Origin of the sequence: Paenibacillus xylanexedens (assembly GCF_001908275.1) — a bacterium.
Classification (GTDB): domain Bacteria; phylum Bacillota; class Bacilli; order Paenibacillales; family Paenibacillaceae; genus Paenibacillus; species Paenibacillus xylanexedens_A.
The window spans coordinates 1865764-1883296 of sequence record NZ_CP018620.1 but is presented as its reverse complement, the minus strand read 5'-3'; the positions used below and the strand labels follow the sequence as shown (position 1 = coordinate 1883296).

Here is a 17533-nt window from a genome sequence, read left to right as displayed (position 1 = left end):
TCACAATGATGTAATGGATGGATGTCGAAAATACGGAATATCAACCAGCACCCCTCCGTCATGGCAGATACACCACCACAGTTCAAAGAGGTCTGTTGTTCATCCATGTTCATTCCCACAATTCACCCTTACATATCGCAAATCCATGTTCTCTACGCTGGCATTACCCAGATCAGATGTACGGTCAGCGGCACAAGGCCACTCTCTCAGCCCAACTTCATTGAGCTCCCGGTTCACTTATTTCATTGCTTCTAATGTACATCAGATGGGTATTTGTGGCAATGGTCTCTACAAAAATCAAAAGTTGTCATAGGAAAAGGCATCCCCCTGGATGCCTTTTGGACATACTTCACGATGTGAAATAGCTACCTTATCCGTACACGCCTTCAATGCGTATTCCAAGGTATCCCTGTTCTTAATATTGCGTGTTCCCAGACTGGCTCGTTTTCCCCGAAGCAAACCCCTTGAACAACGTTGGTACTTTGGAATAACGGGTATTCGTAATTTTCCCTTGTGATGAGCTGCTGTCTGTACGCATAATCGAATCTTTTACATTAGAAATGTTGGAGTTATCCAGCGTCATGTTAACTGCAAAGGAAGTTCCACCATTTTGGCGAACCAGTTTGCCAATATCATCTGCACGAAAATTTTTGATGTTAATTGTTCCAGCTGCATTCATCTGGAACACTTTATCATAAGCCTTATACGCTGCCCCACCGGTAATGTTAACCGTTCCGGCAGACTTCAATGTCAGAGCATCCTCGCCCACGTCCTCCCAGACTACATTCGATATATTACAGTTACCATAACAGTGAACACCATCAGCAGCTGGTGATCCAATGTTTACGTTTTTGAGCGTGGCCCCTGCCTCCAGACGGAAGACTGGCTTCTGATTTTCTGCTTGAGATCCGTCGCCCAGTGTGGAAGGATTGGCTACAAATGTTTTACCTTGGCCGTCATAGGTCGTGCCCTTTGGAACAACAATCGTTGAATTTACAACGGTAGGTGCAGCAGCAACCGGAGCTACACCAAATACGGAAGCAACCAAACCAGCCGACAGCAACAACGTCAATATTTTTTTCATAACTTTATTCCTCCCTTATTCTCTCGTTTTTTGGTAGAGTACAAGCCTGAGCTTGTCCTGAAGTTCGTCAGAGGTGCACCTCTGTCCGAACCACAACCTAATCCTACCAAATAAGGAAGGTAACTAGAATAATCATTAGATCAGATATATCATGACATCGCACAATCCCTGTCTTATCAGCATTTTTTGCATATCAGGTCACTCAAGCAATATGCTGATATCAACCTCTGGTATGCTCATTTGTAACGTATGTACCCCTCACTTATTCCCCGGTAACAAAGAAAGACCACTACATTTGTCTCCAAATGTGTGATCTTGAATGGCTTCTGGCTTGCTGATATAAGATATCAGGCTCCGAATCTCTGACGATAACCGCACTTTCGACACAACTCTTCCACAGCTTCCCGCTTGGAGAAGCCATATACCAGATTGTTCGCTCGCTCACCCTCAATAATCTCCGAGAATGACTTCTCGTGCACATTACCAAGGTTAATCACACCCTCGCCATCGAGACAGCATGGAACCACCGTTCCATCCACAAGCACAGCTGCCTGACCACGCAATGCATGGCAAAAACCTTTGCCGTCATCTTCAGGTGCATCCAGACTCGGCCACTGGAACTCATGGTCCTGATTCAGATATACATTTCGGGCAATTTTGACCCCGCTGCCTGGAACCACTTTTTCCTCAATGCGGAAGTCCAGATTGAACTCACGTTCCAACACTTCAAGGGTCTCCCGATTTCGATTCATCTGAGCATTTGTGAAGTTATCCTGCGTCAGATTCCACAGTCGGAATGAGATGATGACATTGTGCTTAACGGCCTCGTGTACAAAGGACAAAATATGACGCAGGTATCCGTCACGGTCTGTTGAACCTTCATGCCCATCGAAGCTGTGCAGGGAGAAATTCATCTGCCGCAGCGCCGGTTTGCCAAGCAATTTATGCTGAGTCTTGGGCAAGAGTGTACCATTCGTTGTAATGTTCACCTTGAGTCCCTTCTCATGTGCGGAATCAAGCAGCAGATCTATTTTGGGGTGCAACAAGGGTTCGCCTTTGACATGTAGATAAATATGATTGGTGTGTGGTTTAACTTGATCCAGTATATTGTTGAAGACTTCAGGGTCAATGAATCCTTTGGCACGCTGCGTCTGAGGACAGAAGCTGCACGCCAGATTACAGATACTTGTGATCTCAATATATACTTTTTTGAACGTTTTCAACTCGGGTCCCCATTCTGCCTAGGAGGGAGAACAATCCCACCTGCATTTGTGATCCGGCCAATATGCGCCACCACTATTATATCGGGTTCATGAGCCAAGGTAAATTGTTCAGTTGTTCGGCTCTGGCTCCAAGTTCATCTCAAGAATTCCATCATGCTGCCTCTTTACAGTTCATGTTCGAGTGATATATGCTGAACAGACAACTGCATATCTTGAACTTTTGCACTAGGGGAGCCTTGCGGCTGAGACGAATATGACTATTCGGACCCTTTGAACCTGATCTGGATCATACCAGCGGAGGGAAGTGGAGCGGCCTTTTAGTAAGCGGAATTTTTTCATGAATGTGAAGATAAATTGCGGATTTAACTTACAGACCCACTCATTTCTCCGGAAATGGGTGGGTCTTTTTTGTTCCTTTTGCAGAGTACAGGATGCCGTTGTTATTCCAGCAGTCTGACATCAAGGGGGGAGGATCAGATGAACAACCATGTAACCATTCACAACGTTAGCTTCGCTTTTCCTGAAAAAAAGGATTCACCCGTGCTCGCCAATGTGTCGCTTCAGGTTCAACAAGGAGAATTTGTCTCGCTCATCGGCTCCAGCGGATCAGGTAAAAGCACACTCTTCAAGCTGCTCGCAGGCTTGCTTGAGCCAACCGTTGGCACCATCGATATAGCTGATGTACCGCAAGGACAACGGCTCGGACGAGTCGCTTATATGCCGCAGAAAGATCTGCTGTTATCCTGGCGTACCGTCATGGAGAACTGCATGCTGCCTGCCGAGCTTGCACCAGGCCGACAGAACAAGGAGAAGCTGCGAGCCGATATCATCGCAGGATTGGCAAGGTTCGGCTTGTCCGGTTATGAGCAGGCCTATCCAGATGAGTTATCCGGCGGCATGCGGCAGCGGGTGGCATTGCTGCGTACCTTGCTTACAGGCGGGCAGCTCATGTTACTGGATGAACCCTTCGGTGCACTCGACGCCTTAACCAAACGAGAAATGCATCGCTGGTTGTTGGAGCTGTGGGAGGACTTTGGACAAACCGTGCTGTTCATTACACATGACATTGAAGAAGCCCTGCTGTTAAGTGACCGTATCATTCTGTTAACTCCAGGAAGGCAAGGTCAGCAGTTGCGGGAGATGACAGTTCCTTTACCACGCCCAAGGCATTCGGACATGATCTACCAACCGGCTCTCGTGCAGATGAGACGACAACTGGAGGAACAATTACATGCAAAATGATAGAGCTGAGGTTAGCGTTTGGACGTGGTGTTTAAAGTGGCTCTCGAGGTCGTTTTCCCAATATGGTTTGTTTATTATGCTCATGTTCTTATTAATGGCGATCTGGGAAGTGATTGTGCGTATGGGATGGGTGCCCTCCTTCATCATTCCTGCACCCACGGCCATCGCAAGCTCACTGGTTGAACATCGCCGTCTGCTGTTGACCATCCATCTGCCTGCTACCTTTATGGAGGTTGTTGTTGGTTTTGTCTTGTCCATAGTGACTGGAATTACGCTGGCAACAGGCATGCATATGAACCGATCGATTGAAAAGGCCTTGTATCCCTTCATCGTAATCAGTCAGACCATCCCGCTGATTGCCTTGTCTCCCGTGTTCATCCTGTGGTTTGGCTATACGTTGTGGAGCAAAGTCGCCGTGGTGTTCCTAATCGCGTTCTTCCCCATTGTGGTCAGTACCTATGATGGACTCCGCCAAGGCGATCCGGAGCAGCGTGAACTTTTGCTCACCATGGGCGCCAGCAAGTGGGATATTTTTTGCAAACTCCAGATTCCACTGGCACTTTCCTCTTTTTTCTCGGGGTTAAAGATGTCTGTGGTGTACTGCGTGGTTGGGGCAACGATTGGCGAATGGCTCGGTGGCAGCAAAGGTCTCGGATACTTCAGCCGCCGCATGTCCAGCAACATGAACACGGATGCGATGTTTGCCGCCATTTTGCTGTTATCCCTGCTTGGAATCGTTTTGTTTGTACTGATTGCCTGGCTAGAGAAACGATTTAGCATACGGCGGCATGGACATGGAGGCAAAAGAAAAGTTGGATAATACTTAGACAGAAATTAGATGTAAACAAAACGATGAAATGAGGAACTTCATTTATGAATAACAAAGGTATATACTCCCTGCTTCCCATCATGCTCATTAGCCTTTTGCTGATCGTTAGCGGATGCAGCACCACGAATACCAGCAAAAACACGCCAACAACAGACTCTGCAACCCATGCACAACAAATAGACAAGTCTGCAACCGAACCAGCATCAGACGCCAAAGATAGACTGTCCATCATGCTCGACTGGTACCCGAATGCAGTACATTCCTTCATCTACGTCGCTCAAGAAAAAGGATACTTTGCAGATCAAGGTCTGGATGTCGAAATTCAGATGCCTGCGGATACCAATGATTCACTCAAACTTGTTGCTGCCGGAAAAATTGATCTGGCTCTAAGCTACCAGCCCCAAATTTTGCTCGCTCGTGGCGAGAACATTCCTGTACGTTCCATTGCTGCTGTTGTTCGCCACCCCCTAGTGCATCTGTTGACCGAAGCGAATGGCAACGTAAGTTCACCCAAAGATCTTGAAGAAAAGACTGTTGGTTATTCCTCCATTCCTCTGTACGAAGCGATGGTACGCACGATGATCAGTAAGGATGGCGGCAATTCCGACAACATAAATCTGGTCGACGTTGGGTTCGATCTGATTCCTTCGCTGGCTTCCGGACAAGCGGATGCGATTATGGGTGGTTTTATTAACCATGAACAATTGATTTTGGAGAAAGAAGGACATGCCATGAAATTGATTAACCCCGTCGATTATGGTGTGCCTGATTATTATGAATTGGTCCTGACTGCAAGTGAAGCTGGCATTGAAGCGAAAAAAGACCAACTTACCCGGTTCGTCAAAGCGGTCCAGGAAGGACAGAAATATGTGACTGAGCATCCAGAAGAAGCCTTGAGTATTCTGCTCGCTCATGAGAATGAAACATCACCGCTTGACCCGGAGATCGAAACTAAAAGCCTGGTAATTCTGCTACCACTCATGAATGAAGAAGGCCAACCATTTGGTCGGCAGGAGATGGAGTCGTGGGAGAATGTACGTGCATGGCTCGTTGAAAAGGATTTGATTCCTGAATCGGTGAAAGCCGAGGATGCTTTTATTACTCTGCAAGGAGAGTAAATGATTTAGATTTTACGTTTCTGCTTTTCCCGCATTAATGATCTGGCTGTTGTTAGACTCTGCACCCCAACTCAACAAGGAGACTCATATCCTATTATTCTGCTGAGTGACCCTTCATACCGGTCTTCTACCGATGGGGTTTACTTCATAACAAGGAGGAAATTATATGTCTTATCTGAAACGTGTTCGTACGCAAAATCCGCTGGTACACAATATCACCAACCTTGTCGTGGCTCCCTTCACAGCCAATGGTCTGCTTGCACTAGGTGCGTCCCCTTTTATGGCCTATGCTCATGAAGAGGTCGCTGATGTCGCCAAGATGTCAGGAGCTGTAGTACTCAACATTGGTACTCTCGATGACAAAGTCGTTCAGGCGATCCGTCTGGCAGGCCAATCGGCTAATGCGCATCACGTGCCTGTGGTGCTTGATCCGGTTGGAGCTGGCGCAACCACTTATCGCACGGAAACCGTGCAGATGCTCATTCGTGAACTTCGTCTCACAGTACTGCGCGGCAATGTGGCAGAGGTCGCCAATGTCATCGGTGAGAGCTGGAGTATCAAAGGTGTGGACGCAGGATCAGGTGAAGGCGACCGAATCGGCATTGCGGAGCGGGCAGCGCATAAACTTGGCTGTGTCGTGGTCATTACCGGAAAAGAAGATATTATTACTGATGGACAATCCACATTCCTCACGAGTAATGGTCATGCCCTGCTCACTCAGGTCACAGGTGCTGGCTGTCTGCTCAGTTCAGTGATTGGCGCTTTTACAGCCATAGCGGAATCAGGAGCCGATCTTCTAGGCAGTGTTGTTGAAGCGCTCGCGTTTTATGGTGTAGCAGCTGAACTGGCGGCAGAGCGGACAGCTCATCAGGGGCCGGGCAGCTTCCAGATTGAATTGTTGAATCAACTGGCACAAGTAACACCAGACCTCTTGGCAGAACGCGCACAGATCCGTCAGATCCATGGAGGTGCAATATGAGCATTGCTCAAGCGCTAACCATTGCAGGCTCCGATAACGGGGGCGGCGCAGGAATTCAGGCCGATCTGAAAACGTTCCAGGAGCTTGGGGTATACGGTATGACGGTTATTACCGCTATTGCTGCCCAAAATACAACAGGTGTGCAGGGCGTCTTCCCCATCTCTTACGATGGCATTGCCCAGCAATTGGACTCGACCGGCGAAGACTTTCAACCAACCGCAACGAAGACCGGCATGTTATATAGTGCCGAGATTATTCGTCTAGTCGCTGAGAAATGGCAGCAATATCGTTGGTCTAATCTGGTCATCGATCCCGTGATGGTAGCCAAAGGTGGCGCCTCCCTTCTCCAGCAGGAAGCTGTACAGGCGTTGATTACGGAGCTGTTGCCCCATGCCCTGATCACAACACCTAATATTCCGGAAGCGGAACTACTTACCGAAATGTCCATCACGAATATGAATCAGCGGGAAGAAGCCGCAAGACGGATTGTACAGATGGGCTCAACGTATGCTTTGGTCAAAGGTGGTCATGATGAAGGAAGTGGTATGATCGTGGATGTGCTCTACGATGGGCAGTCTTTTCATTACCTGGAGAATGTTCGTGTGGTAACACATCATACACACGGAACAGGATGCACGTACTCTGCTGCGATCACCGCAGAGTTAGCAAAGGGTTCACCTGTTCTTTCTGCCGTTATGACCGCGCGAGCATTCATTCAGGCAGCCATCGAAGATGAGTTGGGGATTGGGGCCGGACATGGGCCGACAAATCATTTTGCGTATCAGCGCAGACAGCGGGGTGAGCAGTGATGCACCCTTGGGATGCAGAAGCGGTACGACGCGCGATGCAGGTGTATTTAGTGATGGGCAGCGTCAATACAAAGCAAGACCCTGTGGAAGTGCTGCGCCAGGCCATTGCTGGCGGCATTACGCTGTTCCAGTTCCGTGAAAAGGGAACTGGCGTCCTGGCTCACGAAGCTCGCATCACGCTTGCGATGCGGCTTCGCGAGGTGTGCAGCCAGCACGGGGTCCCGTTCATCGTGAACGATGATGTGGAGCTGGCTGTAGCGGTGGAGGCCGACGGCGTGCATGTCGGCCAGGAAGATGCGGACGCGGCGCTAGTACGCGCCCGCATTGGAGATGGGCGGATGCTTGGCGTATCCGCCCACTCTGTGGAGGAGGCGCGCCGTGCCGTGCAGGCGGGCGCCGACTACCTTGGCGTCGGGCCCATGTACCCGACGCGCTCCAAAGCGGATGCCCACGCTGTGCTGGGCCCCGCAGGGGTGGCGGAACTGCGCGCCGCAGGCATCGCAGTTCCGATTGTGGGTATCGGCGGCATTACGCCCGATACCACGGCCGCCGTGATGGCGGCTGGAGCCGACGGCGTAGCCGTCATCTCCGCCATCGCGGGCGCGGCCGACGTGCGCGCAGCGGCTGCGCAGTTCGCTGCGGCAGTGCGCGGGATGCAGGCGTAGCCCTGCTTCCCTGCACTGCCAGCCCCGTGGGCTGCACCGCATACATGGTGCAACCCACAACTGCTCACGCTCCTCTCCATAACAGAGGAGCCTCCCCCCTGCGGCGCGGCAGTCTATGTCTTCGACTTAGAAGCGCAGCCGCTCCCCTACAGTGACTGAATGATACAATAATTTCATCACATCTATTCACACCTATTCACATCCAGTCACCAATCCATGATCAAGATGCAGCTTCCATGCTCGCATCTTATTTTTTCATTTTCAACAGTTGACTCTCACGTAACGTCACACTGTACAATCGGTGTTGTAAGGAGGTTTCACACATGGCCATGAAGGTAAAAGAGGTTGCCGATCTTGCCTCGATCAGTGTGCGCACACTGCATCACTATGATGAGATCGGACTATTAACACCGGACAAAGTAACTTCTGCCGGATATCGATTATATTCAGATGCCAATCTGGAACGGTTGCAGCAGATATTGTTTTTCAAGGAACTCGACTTCTCTCTGAAGGAGATCAAAAACATTATAACCAACCCCTCCTTCAATCCGGAAGAAGCACTTAAAATGCATAGACTCATACTGCTGGAGAAGCGCCAACGCTTGGACCAGATGATTGCTACTATTGATAGAACGGTTTTACACGTGAGAGGAGAGATTAAAATGACAGCCAAAGAACAATTCGAAGGATTTGATTTTAGCCAGAATCCGTATGAACAAGAAGCGCGGGAACGTTGGGGAGACCATGCCGTCGATCACGCAAATCAGAAGCTGCACAGTAAATCAACCACAGATCAGAAGGCTCTATCCAATCAAATGAACGGGATCTACAAACATCTGGCTTCACTTCGTCACACAGAACCAGCATCTGCCGAGGCACAGGCCGGTATTCAAGAATGGTACACCTGTCTAAACCAAATGGGAAGCTACTCACCTGAAGCCTTCAGAGGACTTGGTCAGATGTACGTGGACGATGAACGCTTCACGCGTAATATTGATCAGTTTGGCGATGGTTTGGCAGTATTTATGAGAGATGCTATGGCTGTATTTGCTGACCAAAACAAATAATATAGCCCTGTCTTCAACCACATACAGTATTATTAAACTCTCATTGTCGTCAGATGTGTACTGTAAACGATAGTCTGGAACTTAGAGCTCTGTCCTCTAGTGGTAAAAGTAATCTCTCGTCATCAGCTTTATTCGCTGTAAATGACCATTCGGATATTTGAACCTACCACCTGAGGTGACCATATCGTTCTTCTAATTAACCTTATGAACATGCTGGATATTTACTAGGGTTATGTGGTAAGTAATTTAAATCGATCCGAATTGTTGCAAAAGTTATGAGCCATATCCCCCCCTACTACCTGGTGGATACACAAAAGGGACGTACACCCTCAGGCGTATCGTCCCTTTTATGTATGCAAGTAACTCAGCCGCAATGTGAACATGCCTAACTGCTGCTCACTCTGAGTACTTAATAAATATCTTTTAAAGTAGATGCTCTTTACTACGTTTTTCTTCTGCTCCCAGTCCTTCGATATAACTTCATAAGTGCTTAGGATGATGAGCATTAAGTTTCTTCTGTCAAACATTCTTCATTTTGCTGCCAGCGTCCACCGTCTATCCGATTAAGCTCTTGGTGCGTGATCCGATGAAGATGCATCCGTAGCTAGACTGGTTCTCGCCATCCGGCCAGGAATCTGCCATGCAGACACAATCGCAAGCACGATGAATAACAAATCAATCGGTTGACTGAAATACTCCTGGAAGGTTTCCACAAACGCACTGATCATCTCGCTATCAAACACAAGTTCCATCACGCTTACATCACCAAACAGTTCGGAAGTAAAATATACGACCGTCAGATATTTCCCCAACAAAATGCCAACAAGCGCAAACAGTACAGCAATAATCTTATGTACCGTCGCAATTTGTTTATTGGAGAACAACACAACTGCGTAACCCGTGAGCGCTCCAATCAGAATCGCAATTAATCCCACCTCATAATCGGTCATTGCAGCAATAGCTGCCCATACAATGCCTCCCAGAATGGCTGCAATTAAGCCACCAATGATCGGCATACCGATTTTAACTCCTTGTTTCTCTTCCACGTTGTCTTTCCCTCCTGAGTCATGCATATGCTTCTTTTCCAGAATTCACCTTTCCTATGAAACCACAAAAAGACCTATTATTCAACATTTTTCTACTTTTGGTGACCATGTATTTACATAATAGAAAAGATATATTAAGCATCCATTTCCTTATTCGCTCGAATATCATTTTAGTTTTGTCCACAAACATCTCATAATCATTCCCTTGGCACATAAAAAAAAATCCCTCCAACAGCATAATAGCCGTAGAAGGGATGTTGTCCATATCTGTATCATAGATATATCCAATGTAACCCAGAAAACTACATTTCAAAGCTCTCTCTATCTTACCTTTGCACTTCCTTGGAAGGCTGAATGACAGCTGCAATCTGTGCCAAAATGGCATCCACCGATGCCGGATCATGCACATCATACTCATCAATGTTCAGACGCAGCACAGGGCAAGCCGTAAACTGATCAATCCACACGGAATAGCGCTCGTGCATATGCTCCCAGTACGAACGATCCGTTTGAATCTCCATCTCACGTCCGCGCTCCGTAATACGGCTCAAAATCGAAGGCAGGCTACCTTCCAGATAGATAAGTACGTCCGGATGTGGGAAATAAGGGGTCATCACCATTGCTTCAAACAAACTGCTGTATGTCTCAAAATCGGTAGCAGACATGGTTCCTTGATCTGCATGCATTTGTGCAAAAATGCCTGTATCTTCATAGATGGAACGATCCTGCACGAATCCCCCACCTAGTTCAAAAATCTTTTTCTGTTCCTTGAAGCGCTCTGCCAGGAAATAAATCTGCAGATGGAAGCTCCAACGCTCGAAGTCATGATAGAACTTCTCCAAATATGGATTATGATCAACTTGTTCCAGAGAAGTCTTGAAATTCAAACGCTGTGCAAGCGCAGCCGTTAACGTGGATTTACCCACTCCAACCGTACCTGCTACCGTAATTAATGCATTCGTTGGAATGCCATAGTTATTCATATGATATACTCCTTTACCTGATTAACAATTTGCCTGAAGTGTTCAGGATTTTCCACAAAATCGAGTTGCTCTGCATTGACCTTAATGATCACTGGTGGATTTGAGTTATTCGCCAGATAGTCCATGCCTGTTTTGTAATCGGCGATCAGTTGTTCCATATATGCCGGGTCCATGTCCTGCTCAAATGAGCGCCCACGCTTGTTAATGCGGTACATCAACGTATCGAGTTCAGCTTCAATATAGAGCACCAGATTGGGCTTTGGCAGATCATCTGTTAACAGATGATAGATTTGACGATATTTATCCCGTTTCGTTCCCTTTAAGGTACGATCGGCAAAAATCATATTTTTATAGATATGATAGTCTGAAATGACTGGGGTATTCTGCTCTACATAATGAACGCCCGTGTCTTCCAGTTGTTTAAACCGATTACACAGAAAAAACATTTCCAATTGGAAACTCCACTCGTCGATATCCTGATAAAAGGAAGCCAGAAATGGATTCTCTTCTACGATTTCTTTAACTAACGGAAGATTCAATTCATGGGAAAGCATCGTTGCCAGCGTTGTTTTCCCCGCTCCGATCGGACCTTCCACGGCAATAAACGGGGCTGATTTCATCGTGTTCACTGTTCCTCCTCGTACTTATGCGTGTTTCCGTTTTCTATATAGACCTCACCTATTGTATCACAGCTTTAAGGATTGGAACGCCAGTATTTTATGTATATAACAAGTCAAATCAGAACTAATGAATTACATAAAATGAATTACATTAAAATAAAAAAGACACACTCGAAATCATTCAAGTGTGTCTTCCTGTTGCTTGGCGGCGTCCTACTCTCCCAGGACCCTGCGGTCCAAGTACCATCGGCGCTAGAGGGCTTAACGGTCGTGTTCGGGATGGGTACGTGTGGAACCCCTCCGCCATCGCCACCAAACGCGTAGCTTACATTTCAGAGTGTTGTTCTCTGAAAACTAGATTCGAAACGAAACACGCGAATTATCACTTGCTATTGGATAAGCCCTCGACCGATTAGTACTGGTCAGCTCCATGCATTGCTGCACTTCCACCCCCAGCCTATCTACCTCGTCGTCTTCAAGGGGTCTTACATACTGGGAAATCTCATCTTGAGGGGGGCTTCACGCTTAGATGCTTTCAGCGTTTATCCCGTCCGTACATAGCTACCCAGCGGTGCTCCTGGCGGAACAACTGGTACACCAGCGGTACGTCCATCCCGGTCCTCTCGTACTAAGGACAGCTCCTCTCAAATTTCCTACGCCCACGACAGATAGGGACCGAACTGTCTCACGACGTTCTGAACCCAGCTCGCGTACCGCTTTAATGGGCGAACAGCCCAACCCTTGGGACCTACTTCAGCCCCAGGATGCGATGAGCCGACATCGAGGTGCCAAACCTCCCCGTCGATGTGGACTCTTGGGGGAGATAAGCCTGTTATCCCCAGGGTAGCTTTTATCCGTTGAGCGATGGCCCTTCCATGCGGTACCACCGGATCACTAAGCCCGACTTTCGTCCCTGCTCGACTTGTAGGTCTCGCAGTCAAGCTCCCTTATGCCTTTGCACTCTTCGAATGATTTCCAACCATTCTGAGGGAACCTTTGGGCGCCTCCGTTACTCTTTAGGAGGCGACCGCCCCAGTCAAACTGCCCACCTGACACTGTCCCCGCACCGGATTACGGTACCAGGTTAGAACCTAGATACGATCAGGGTGGTATCCCAACGTTGCCTCCACGCAAGCTGGCGCTCACGTTTCAAAGGCTCCCACCTATCCTGTACAGATCGTACCCAAATTCAATATCAAGCTGCAGTAAAGCTCCATGGGGTCTTTCCGTCTTGTCGCGGGTAACCTGCATCTTCACAGGTATTAAAATTTCACCGGATCTCTCGTTGAGACAGCGCCCAAGTCGTTACGCCATTCGTGCGGGTCAGAATTTACCTGACAAGGAATTTCGCTACCTTAGGACCGTTATAGTTACGGCCGCCGTTTACTGGGGCTTCGGTTCACAGCTTCGGATTGCTCCTAACCACTCCCCTTAACCTTCCAGCACCGGGCAGGCGTCAGCCCGTATACTTCGCCTTACGGCTTCGCACAGACCTGTGTTTTTGCTAAACAGTCGCTTGGGCCTTTTCACTGCGGCCCCCTCGTGCTATTCACACTACCGGGGCACCCCTTCTCCCGAAGTTACGGGGTCATTTTGCCGAGTTCCTTAACGAGAGTTCTTCCGCGCGCCTTAGAATACTCTTCTCGCCTACCTGTGTCGGTTTGCGGTACGGGCACCATCACCTGGCTAGAGGCTTTTCTTGGCAGTGTGAGATCATGACCTTCGCTACTATAATTTTCGCTCCCCATCACAGCTCAGCCTTACAATGTGCGGATTTGCCTACACATCAGCCTTACTGCTTAGACGGACATCCATCAGTCCGCGTCACTACCCTACTGCGTCCCCCCATTGCTCATAACGGCTTACGGTGGTACAGGAATTTCGACCTGTTGTCCTTCGACTACGCCTTTCGGCCTCGCCTTAGGTCCCGACTTACCCTGAGCGGACGAGCCTTCCTCAGGAACCCTTAGGCTTTCGGCGGATCAGATTCTCACTGATCTTTTCGTTACTCATACCGGCATTCTCACTTGTATAATGTCCAGCGCTCCTTACGGTACACCTTCAACCCTTATACAACGCTCCCCTACCCCTGGATCGACTTCACTCCAGCTTCGAAGTCCTGTGTTTATCCCCTGGAAAGCATTTGGTCATCCAAGATAGAGTCTCTTGTCAGACAAAAATGTCCTTGTGGTAAACACCGCCTCAAAGAAGCAGTGAAGTCGATCCAAGCCATAGCTTCGGTGGTGTGTTTAGCCCCGTTACATTTTCGGCGCAGAGTCACTCGACCAGTGAGCTATTACGCACTCTTTCAATGGTGGCTGCTTCTAAGCCAACATCCTGGTTGTCTGTGCAACTCCACATCCTTTCCCACTTAACACACACTTGGGGACCTTAGCTGATGGTCTGGGCTGTTTCCCTTTTGACAATGGATCTTAGCACTCACTGTCTGACTCCCGGAAGTAAGTCTATGGCATTCGGAGTTTGACTGAGCTTGGTAACCCTTGCGGGCCCCGCACCCAATCAGTGCTCTACCTCCACGACTCTGTTTTCCGAGGCTAGCCCTAAAGCTATTTCGGGGAGAACCAGCTATCTCCGAGTTCGATTGGAATTTCTCCGCTACCCCCACCTCATCCCCGCATTTTTCAACATGCGTGGGTTCGGGCCTCCAGTGCGTGTTACCGCACCTTCACCCTGGACAGGGGTAGATCACCCGGTTTCGGGTCTACGTCCACGTACTACATCGCCCTATTCAGACTCGCTTTCGCTGCGGCTCCGGCTCTTCACCTTAACCTTGCACGGGAACGTAACTCGCCGGTTCATTCTACAAAAGGCACGCCATCACCCCTAAAACGGGCTCTGACTTTTTGTAAGCACACGGTTTCAGGTTCTATTTCACTCCCCTTCCGGGGTGCTTTTCACCTTTCCCTCACGGTACTGCTTCACTATCGGTCGCTAGGAAGTATTTAGCCTTGGCAGATGGTCCTGCCGGATTCATACGGGGTTTCACGTGCCCCGCACTACTCGGGATCCGTCTCGGAGGGAACTAACTTTCAACTACAGGGCTTTTACCTTCTTTGGCGGGCCTTTCCAGACCTCTTCGCTTAACCGGTTCCTTTGTAACTCCATGTGAGACGTCCCACAACCCCAAAGAGCAAGCTCTCTGGTTTGGGCTTCTCCGCGTTCGCTCGCCGCTACTGACGGAATCACTATTGTTTTCTCTTCCTCAGGGTACTTAGATGTTTCAGTTCCCCTGGTATGCCTCACACTAACCTATGTATTCAGTTAGGTGTAACTGGAAATTACCCCAGCTGGGTTTCCCCATTCGGACACCCCCGGATCAAAGCTTGCTTACAGCTCCCCGAGGCAGTTTCGTTGTTCGCCACGTCCTTCATCGGCTCCTAGCGCCTAGGCATCCTCCGTGTGCTCTTAGTAGCTTAACCTCGTTCTCCGGTTTCGACTGCTCGCTTCCCTTGTTTTGCTTGCGCAAAGCCAAAAGTCGCTCCCATTCGATACCATCGTACGTGCAATCTACCTTATAAAAACACTTCACTTGTTTACACAAGATCAGCTTAAAGGAATGTTCTAATTCGCGTTTGTTTCGTTTCGATATCTAGTTTTCAAAGAACAAGCTCCATGCAAAAGCAAGCTGTTTTGAGAGTTTGAGCTCTCAAAACTGAGCAACGAGTGAGTGTTTTGCAGCTAAGCTGCATATTTGAATGTTTCCGTTGCAGGAAACGATTCTCCATAGAAAGGAGGTGATCCAGCCGCACCTTCCGATACGGCTACCTTGTTACGACTTCACCCCAATCATCTATCCCACCTTCGGCGGCTGGCTCCTTGCGGTTACCCCACCGACTTCGGGTGTTATAAACTCTCGTGGTGTGACGGGCGGTGTGTACAAGACCCGGGAACGTATTCACCGCGGCATGCTGATCCGCGATTACTAGCAATTCCGACTTCATGCAGGCGAGTTGCAGCCTGCAATCCGAACTGAGACCGGCTTTGTTGGGATTGGCTCCATCTCGCGATTTCGCAGCCCGTTGTACCGGCCATTGTAGTACGTGTGTAGCCCAGGTCATAAGGGGCATGATGATTTGACGTCATCCCCACCTTCCTCCGGTTTGTCACCGGCAGTCTATCTAGAGTGCCCACCCGAAGTGCTGGCAACTAAATATAAGGGTTGCGCTCGTTGCGGGACTTAACCCAACATCTCACGACACGAGCTGACGACAACCATGCACCACCTGTCTCCTCTGTCCCGAAGGAAAGATACATCTCTGCATCGATCAGAGGGATGTCAAGACCTGGTAAGGTTCTTCGCGTTGCTTCGAATTAAACCACATACTCCACTGCTTGTGCGGGTCCCCGTCAATTCCTTTGAGTTTCAGTCTTGCGACCGTACTCCCCAGGCGGAGTGCTTAATGTGTTAACTTCGGCACCAAGGGTATCGAAACCCCTAACACCTAGCACTCATCGTTTACGGCGTGGACTACCAGGGTATCTAATCCTGTTTGCTCCCCACGCTTTCGCGCCTCAGCGTCAGTTACAGCCCAGAGAGTCGCCTTCGCCACTGGTGTTCCTCCACATATCTACGCATTTCACCGCTACACGTGGAATTCCACTCTCCTCTTCTGCACTCAAGTCACCCAGTTTCCAGTGCGATCCGGGGTTGAGCCCCGGGATTAAACACCAGACTTAAATGACCGCCTGCGCGCGCTTTACGCCCAATAATTCCGGACAACGCTTGCCCCCTACGTATTACCGCGGCTGCTGGCACGTAGTTAGCCGGGGCTTTCTTCTCAGGTACCGTCACCTTGAGAGCAGTTACTCTCCCAAGCGTTCTTCCCTGGCAACAGAGCTTTACGATCCGAAAACCTTCATCACTCACGCGGCATTGCTCCGTCAGGCTTTCGCCCATTGCGGAAGATTCCCTACTGCTGCCTCCCGTAGGAGTCTGGGCCGTGTCTCAGTCCCAGTGTGGCCGATCACCCTCTCAGGTCGGCTACGCATCGTCGCCTTGGTGAGCCGTTACCTCACCAACTAGCTAATGCGCCGCAGGCCCATCCCCAAGTGACAGATTGCTCCGTCTTTCCAGTTCTCTTCAGGCGAAGAAAACAATTATTCGGTATTAGCTACCGTTTCCGGTAGTTGTCCCAAACTTGAGGGCAGGTTGCCTACGTGTTACTCACCCGTCCGCCGCTAACCATCAGAGAAGCAAGCTTCTCTTCAAGTCCGCTCGACTTGCATGTATTAGGCATGCCGCCAGCGTTCGTCCTGAGCCAGGATCAAACTCTCCAATAAAGTATTGAAAAGAGCGATAAGCTCATTTTGAATCTGACGAGATTAAAAATCTCATTTGTGCTCCAGCCGATCCAAGCCAAGGCTTGTCTCAAACTTTCGCGTTTCATTCTGCAAGCAGAATGTTTACTCACTCGTTGTTCAGTTTTCAAAGATCAAACTTGTTTCGTTACCGAATGTTGTTCTCTTCAGCAACTCTTATATAATATCATGTCCGAACCAACTTTGCAAGCTCTTTTTTTTAAGTTTCTTTCGAAGCTTATTTCATTCGCTTGCCGCACCAGTGTTTTACCGTGTTTTCTTGGCCGGATTAATAATATATCACGTATAGATATTAATTACAATACTTAATTTAATAAAATTCATTTACTACAAATCAACTACCTTTACTGTATTGCTCTCCTCTATCTCAGTGTAAAGTTTATTATAGCTTAAATGACATTTTTTCCATTCATACGTCGCAATACATGTCTAATTGATTTTAAACTTATTAGCCTACATCTCCACCCATATATTTTAGCTTCATTAATATGCTCAATTTAGGTTGTCCTTTTATCAAGGTCATGCAAG

The 17533-nt window shown here is 48.6% G+C and carries 12 protein-coding genes, 3 rRNA genes and 1 riboswitch; of the genes, 7 read left to right on the top strand and 8 right to left on the bottom strand.

Annotated elements, in window-relative coordinates:
* Nucleotides 1-415 precede the first annotated feature (415 nt).
* A complete protein-coding gene (locus tag BS614_RS08305; RefSeq protein WP_074093623.1) occupies nucleotides 416-1084 on the bottom strand; it encodes a pectate lyase in 669 nt (222 codons plus the stop codon).
* Between the two features lie 347 nt (nucleotides 1085-1431).
* A complete protein-coding gene (locus BS614_RS08300; protein WP_074093622.1) occupies nucleotides 1432-2307 on the bottom strand; it encodes a radical SAM/SPASM domain-containing protein in 876 nt (291 codons plus the stop codon).
* 217 nt (nucleotides 2308-2524) lie between these two features.
* A riboswitch (TPP riboswitch) is annotated at nucleotides 2525-2627 on the top strand.
* Nucleotides 2628-2784: 157 nt separating this feature from the next.
* Here BS614_RS08300 and BS614_RS08295 point away from each other — a divergent pair.
* From BS614_RS08295 to BS614_RS08265, 7 genes are all read left to right on the top strand, one after another.
* On the top strand, nucleotides 2785-3549 hold the full coding sequence (locus BS614_RS08295; RefSeq protein WP_074093621.1) for an ABC transporter ATP-binding protein: 765 nt from the start codon (nucleotides 2785-2787) through the stop codon (nucleotides 3547-3549).
* Nucleotides 3539-4369: an ABC transporter permease gene (locus BS614_RS08290; protein ID WP_074093620.1), complete on the top strand. Its 831-nt coding sequence runs from the start codon at nucleotides 3539-3541 to the stop codon at nucleotides 4367-4369. Before BS614_RS08295 ends, BS614_RS08290 begins: the two co-directional genes overlap by 11 nt.
* Before the next feature lie 53 nt (nucleotides 4370-4422).
* Complete coding sequence (locus BS614_RS08285; RefSeq protein ID WP_074093619.1) at nucleotides 4423-5496, top strand: ABC transporter substrate-binding protein; 1074 nt, start codon at nucleotides 4423-4425, stop codon at nucleotides 5494-5496.
* A 166-nt stretch (nucleotides 5497-5662) separates the two neighbouring features.
* Nucleotides 5663-6475, top strand: coding sequence for a hydroxyethylthiazole kinase (thiM, locus tag BS614_RS08280; RefSeq protein WP_074093618.1), 813 nt, complete (start codon nucleotides 5663-5665; stop codon nucleotides 6473-6475).
* A complete protein-coding gene (gene thiD / locus BS614_RS08275) occupies nucleotides 6472-7284 on the top strand; it encodes a bifunctional hydroxymethylpyrimidine kinase/phosphomethylpyrimidine kinase (protein WP_074093617.1) in 813 nt (270 codons plus the stop codon). Before thiM ends, thiD begins: the two co-directional genes overlap by 4 nt.
* Nucleotides 7284-7949, top strand: a complete 666-nt coding sequence (gene thiE / locus BS614_RS08270; RefSeq protein ID WP_074093616.1) for a thiamine phosphate synthase — start codon at nucleotides 7284-7286, stop codon at nucleotides 7947-7949. Before thiD ends, thiE begins: the two co-directional genes overlap by 1 nt.
* Before the next feature lie 323 nt (nucleotides 7950-8272).
* The gene (locus BS614_RS08265) at nucleotides 8273-9016 is read left to right on the top strand and encodes a MerR family transcriptional regulator (protein ID WP_074093615.1); all 744 of its coding nucleotides are present in this window, start codon (nucleotides 8273-8275) and stop codon (nucleotides 9014-9016) included.
* 563 nt (nucleotides 9017-9579) lie between these two features.
* Here the strand turns inward: BS614_RS08265 and BS614_RS08260 are convergent.
* The 6 genes from BS614_RS08260 to BS614_RS08230 all read right to left on the bottom strand — a co-directional run bounded on the left by BS614_RS08260 (nucleotide 9580) and on the right by BS614_RS08230 (nucleotide 16966).
* The gene (locus BS614_RS08260; RefSeq protein ID WP_051449859.1) at nucleotides 9580-10062 is read right to left on the bottom strand and encodes a hypothetical protein; all 483 of its coding nucleotides are present in this window, start codon (nucleotides 10060-10062) and stop codon (nucleotides 9580-9582) included.
* A 326-nt stretch (nucleotides 10063-10388) separates the two neighbouring features.
* Entirely contained in the window at nucleotides 10389-11045 is a 657-nt protein-coding gene (locus BS614_RS08250; protein ID WP_074093612.1) for a deoxynucleoside kinase, read from the bottom strand.
* Nucleotides 11042-11665 (bottom strand): deoxynucleoside kinase, encoded by a 624-nt coding sequence (locus BS614_RS08245; RefSeq protein ID WP_074093611.1) that lies wholly within the window; start codon nucleotides 11663-11665, stop codon nucleotides 11042-11044. Before BS614_RS08245 ends, BS614_RS08250 begins: the two co-directional genes overlap by 4 nt.
* 200 nt (nucleotides 11666-11865) lie before the next feature.
* A 5S ribosomal RNA gene (gene rrf, locus BS614_RS08240) occupies nucleotides 11866-11982 on the bottom strand.
* Nucleotides 11983-12057: 75 nt separating this feature from the next.
* Nucleotides 12058-15105 (bottom strand): 23S ribosomal RNA (locus BS614_RS08235).
* Nucleotides 15106-15413: 308 nt separating this feature from the next.
* Nucleotides 15414-16966, bottom strand: a 16S ribosomal RNA gene (locus tag BS614_RS08230).
* Together the 16S, 23S and 5S rRNA genes form the textbook arrangement of a ribosomal RNA operon.
* Nucleotides 16967-17533 lie beyond the last annotated feature (567 nt).

Bases quoted from the DNA above. Each gene is read 5' to 3' on its own strand.
- BS614_RS08305 (WP_074093623.1), bottom strand. From the start codon at position 1,084: ATGAAAAAAATATTGACGTTGTTGCTGTCGGCTGGTTTGGTTGCTTCC.
- BS614_RS08295 (WP_074093621.1), top strand. From the start codon at position 2,785: ATGAACAACCATGTAACCATTCACAACGTTAGCTTCGCTTTTCCTGAA.
- BS614_RS08290 (WP_074093620.1), top strand. From the start codon at position 3,539: ATGCAAAATGATAGAGCTGAGGTTAGCGTTTGGACGTGGTGTTTAAAG.
- BS614_RS08285 (WP_074093619.1), top strand. From the start codon at position 4,423: ATGAATAACAAAGGTATATACTCCCTGCTTCCCATCATGCTCATTAGC.
- thiM (WP_074093618.1), top strand. From the start codon at position 5,663: ATGTCTTATCTGAAACGTGTTCGTACGCAAAATCCGCTGGTACACAAT.
- thiD (WP_074093617.1), top strand. From the start codon at position 6,472: ATGAGCATTGCTCAAGCGCTAACCATTGCAGGCTCCGATAACGGGGGC.
- thiE (WP_074093616.1), top strand. From the start codon at position 7,284: ATGCACCCTTGGGATGCAGAAGCGGTACGACGCGCGATGCAGGTGTAT.
- BS614_RS08265 (WP_074093615.1), top strand. From the start codon at position 8,273: ATGGCCATGAAGGTAAAAGAGGTTGCCGATCTTGCCTCGATCAGTGTG.
- BS614_RS08250 (WP_074093612.1), bottom strand. From the start codon at position 11,045: ATGAATAACTATGGCATTCCAACGAATGCATTAATTACGGTAGCAGGT.
- BS614_RS08245 (WP_074093611.1), bottom strand. From the start codon at position 11,665: ATGAAATCAGCCCCGTTTATTGCCGTGGAAGGTCCGATCGGAGCGGGG.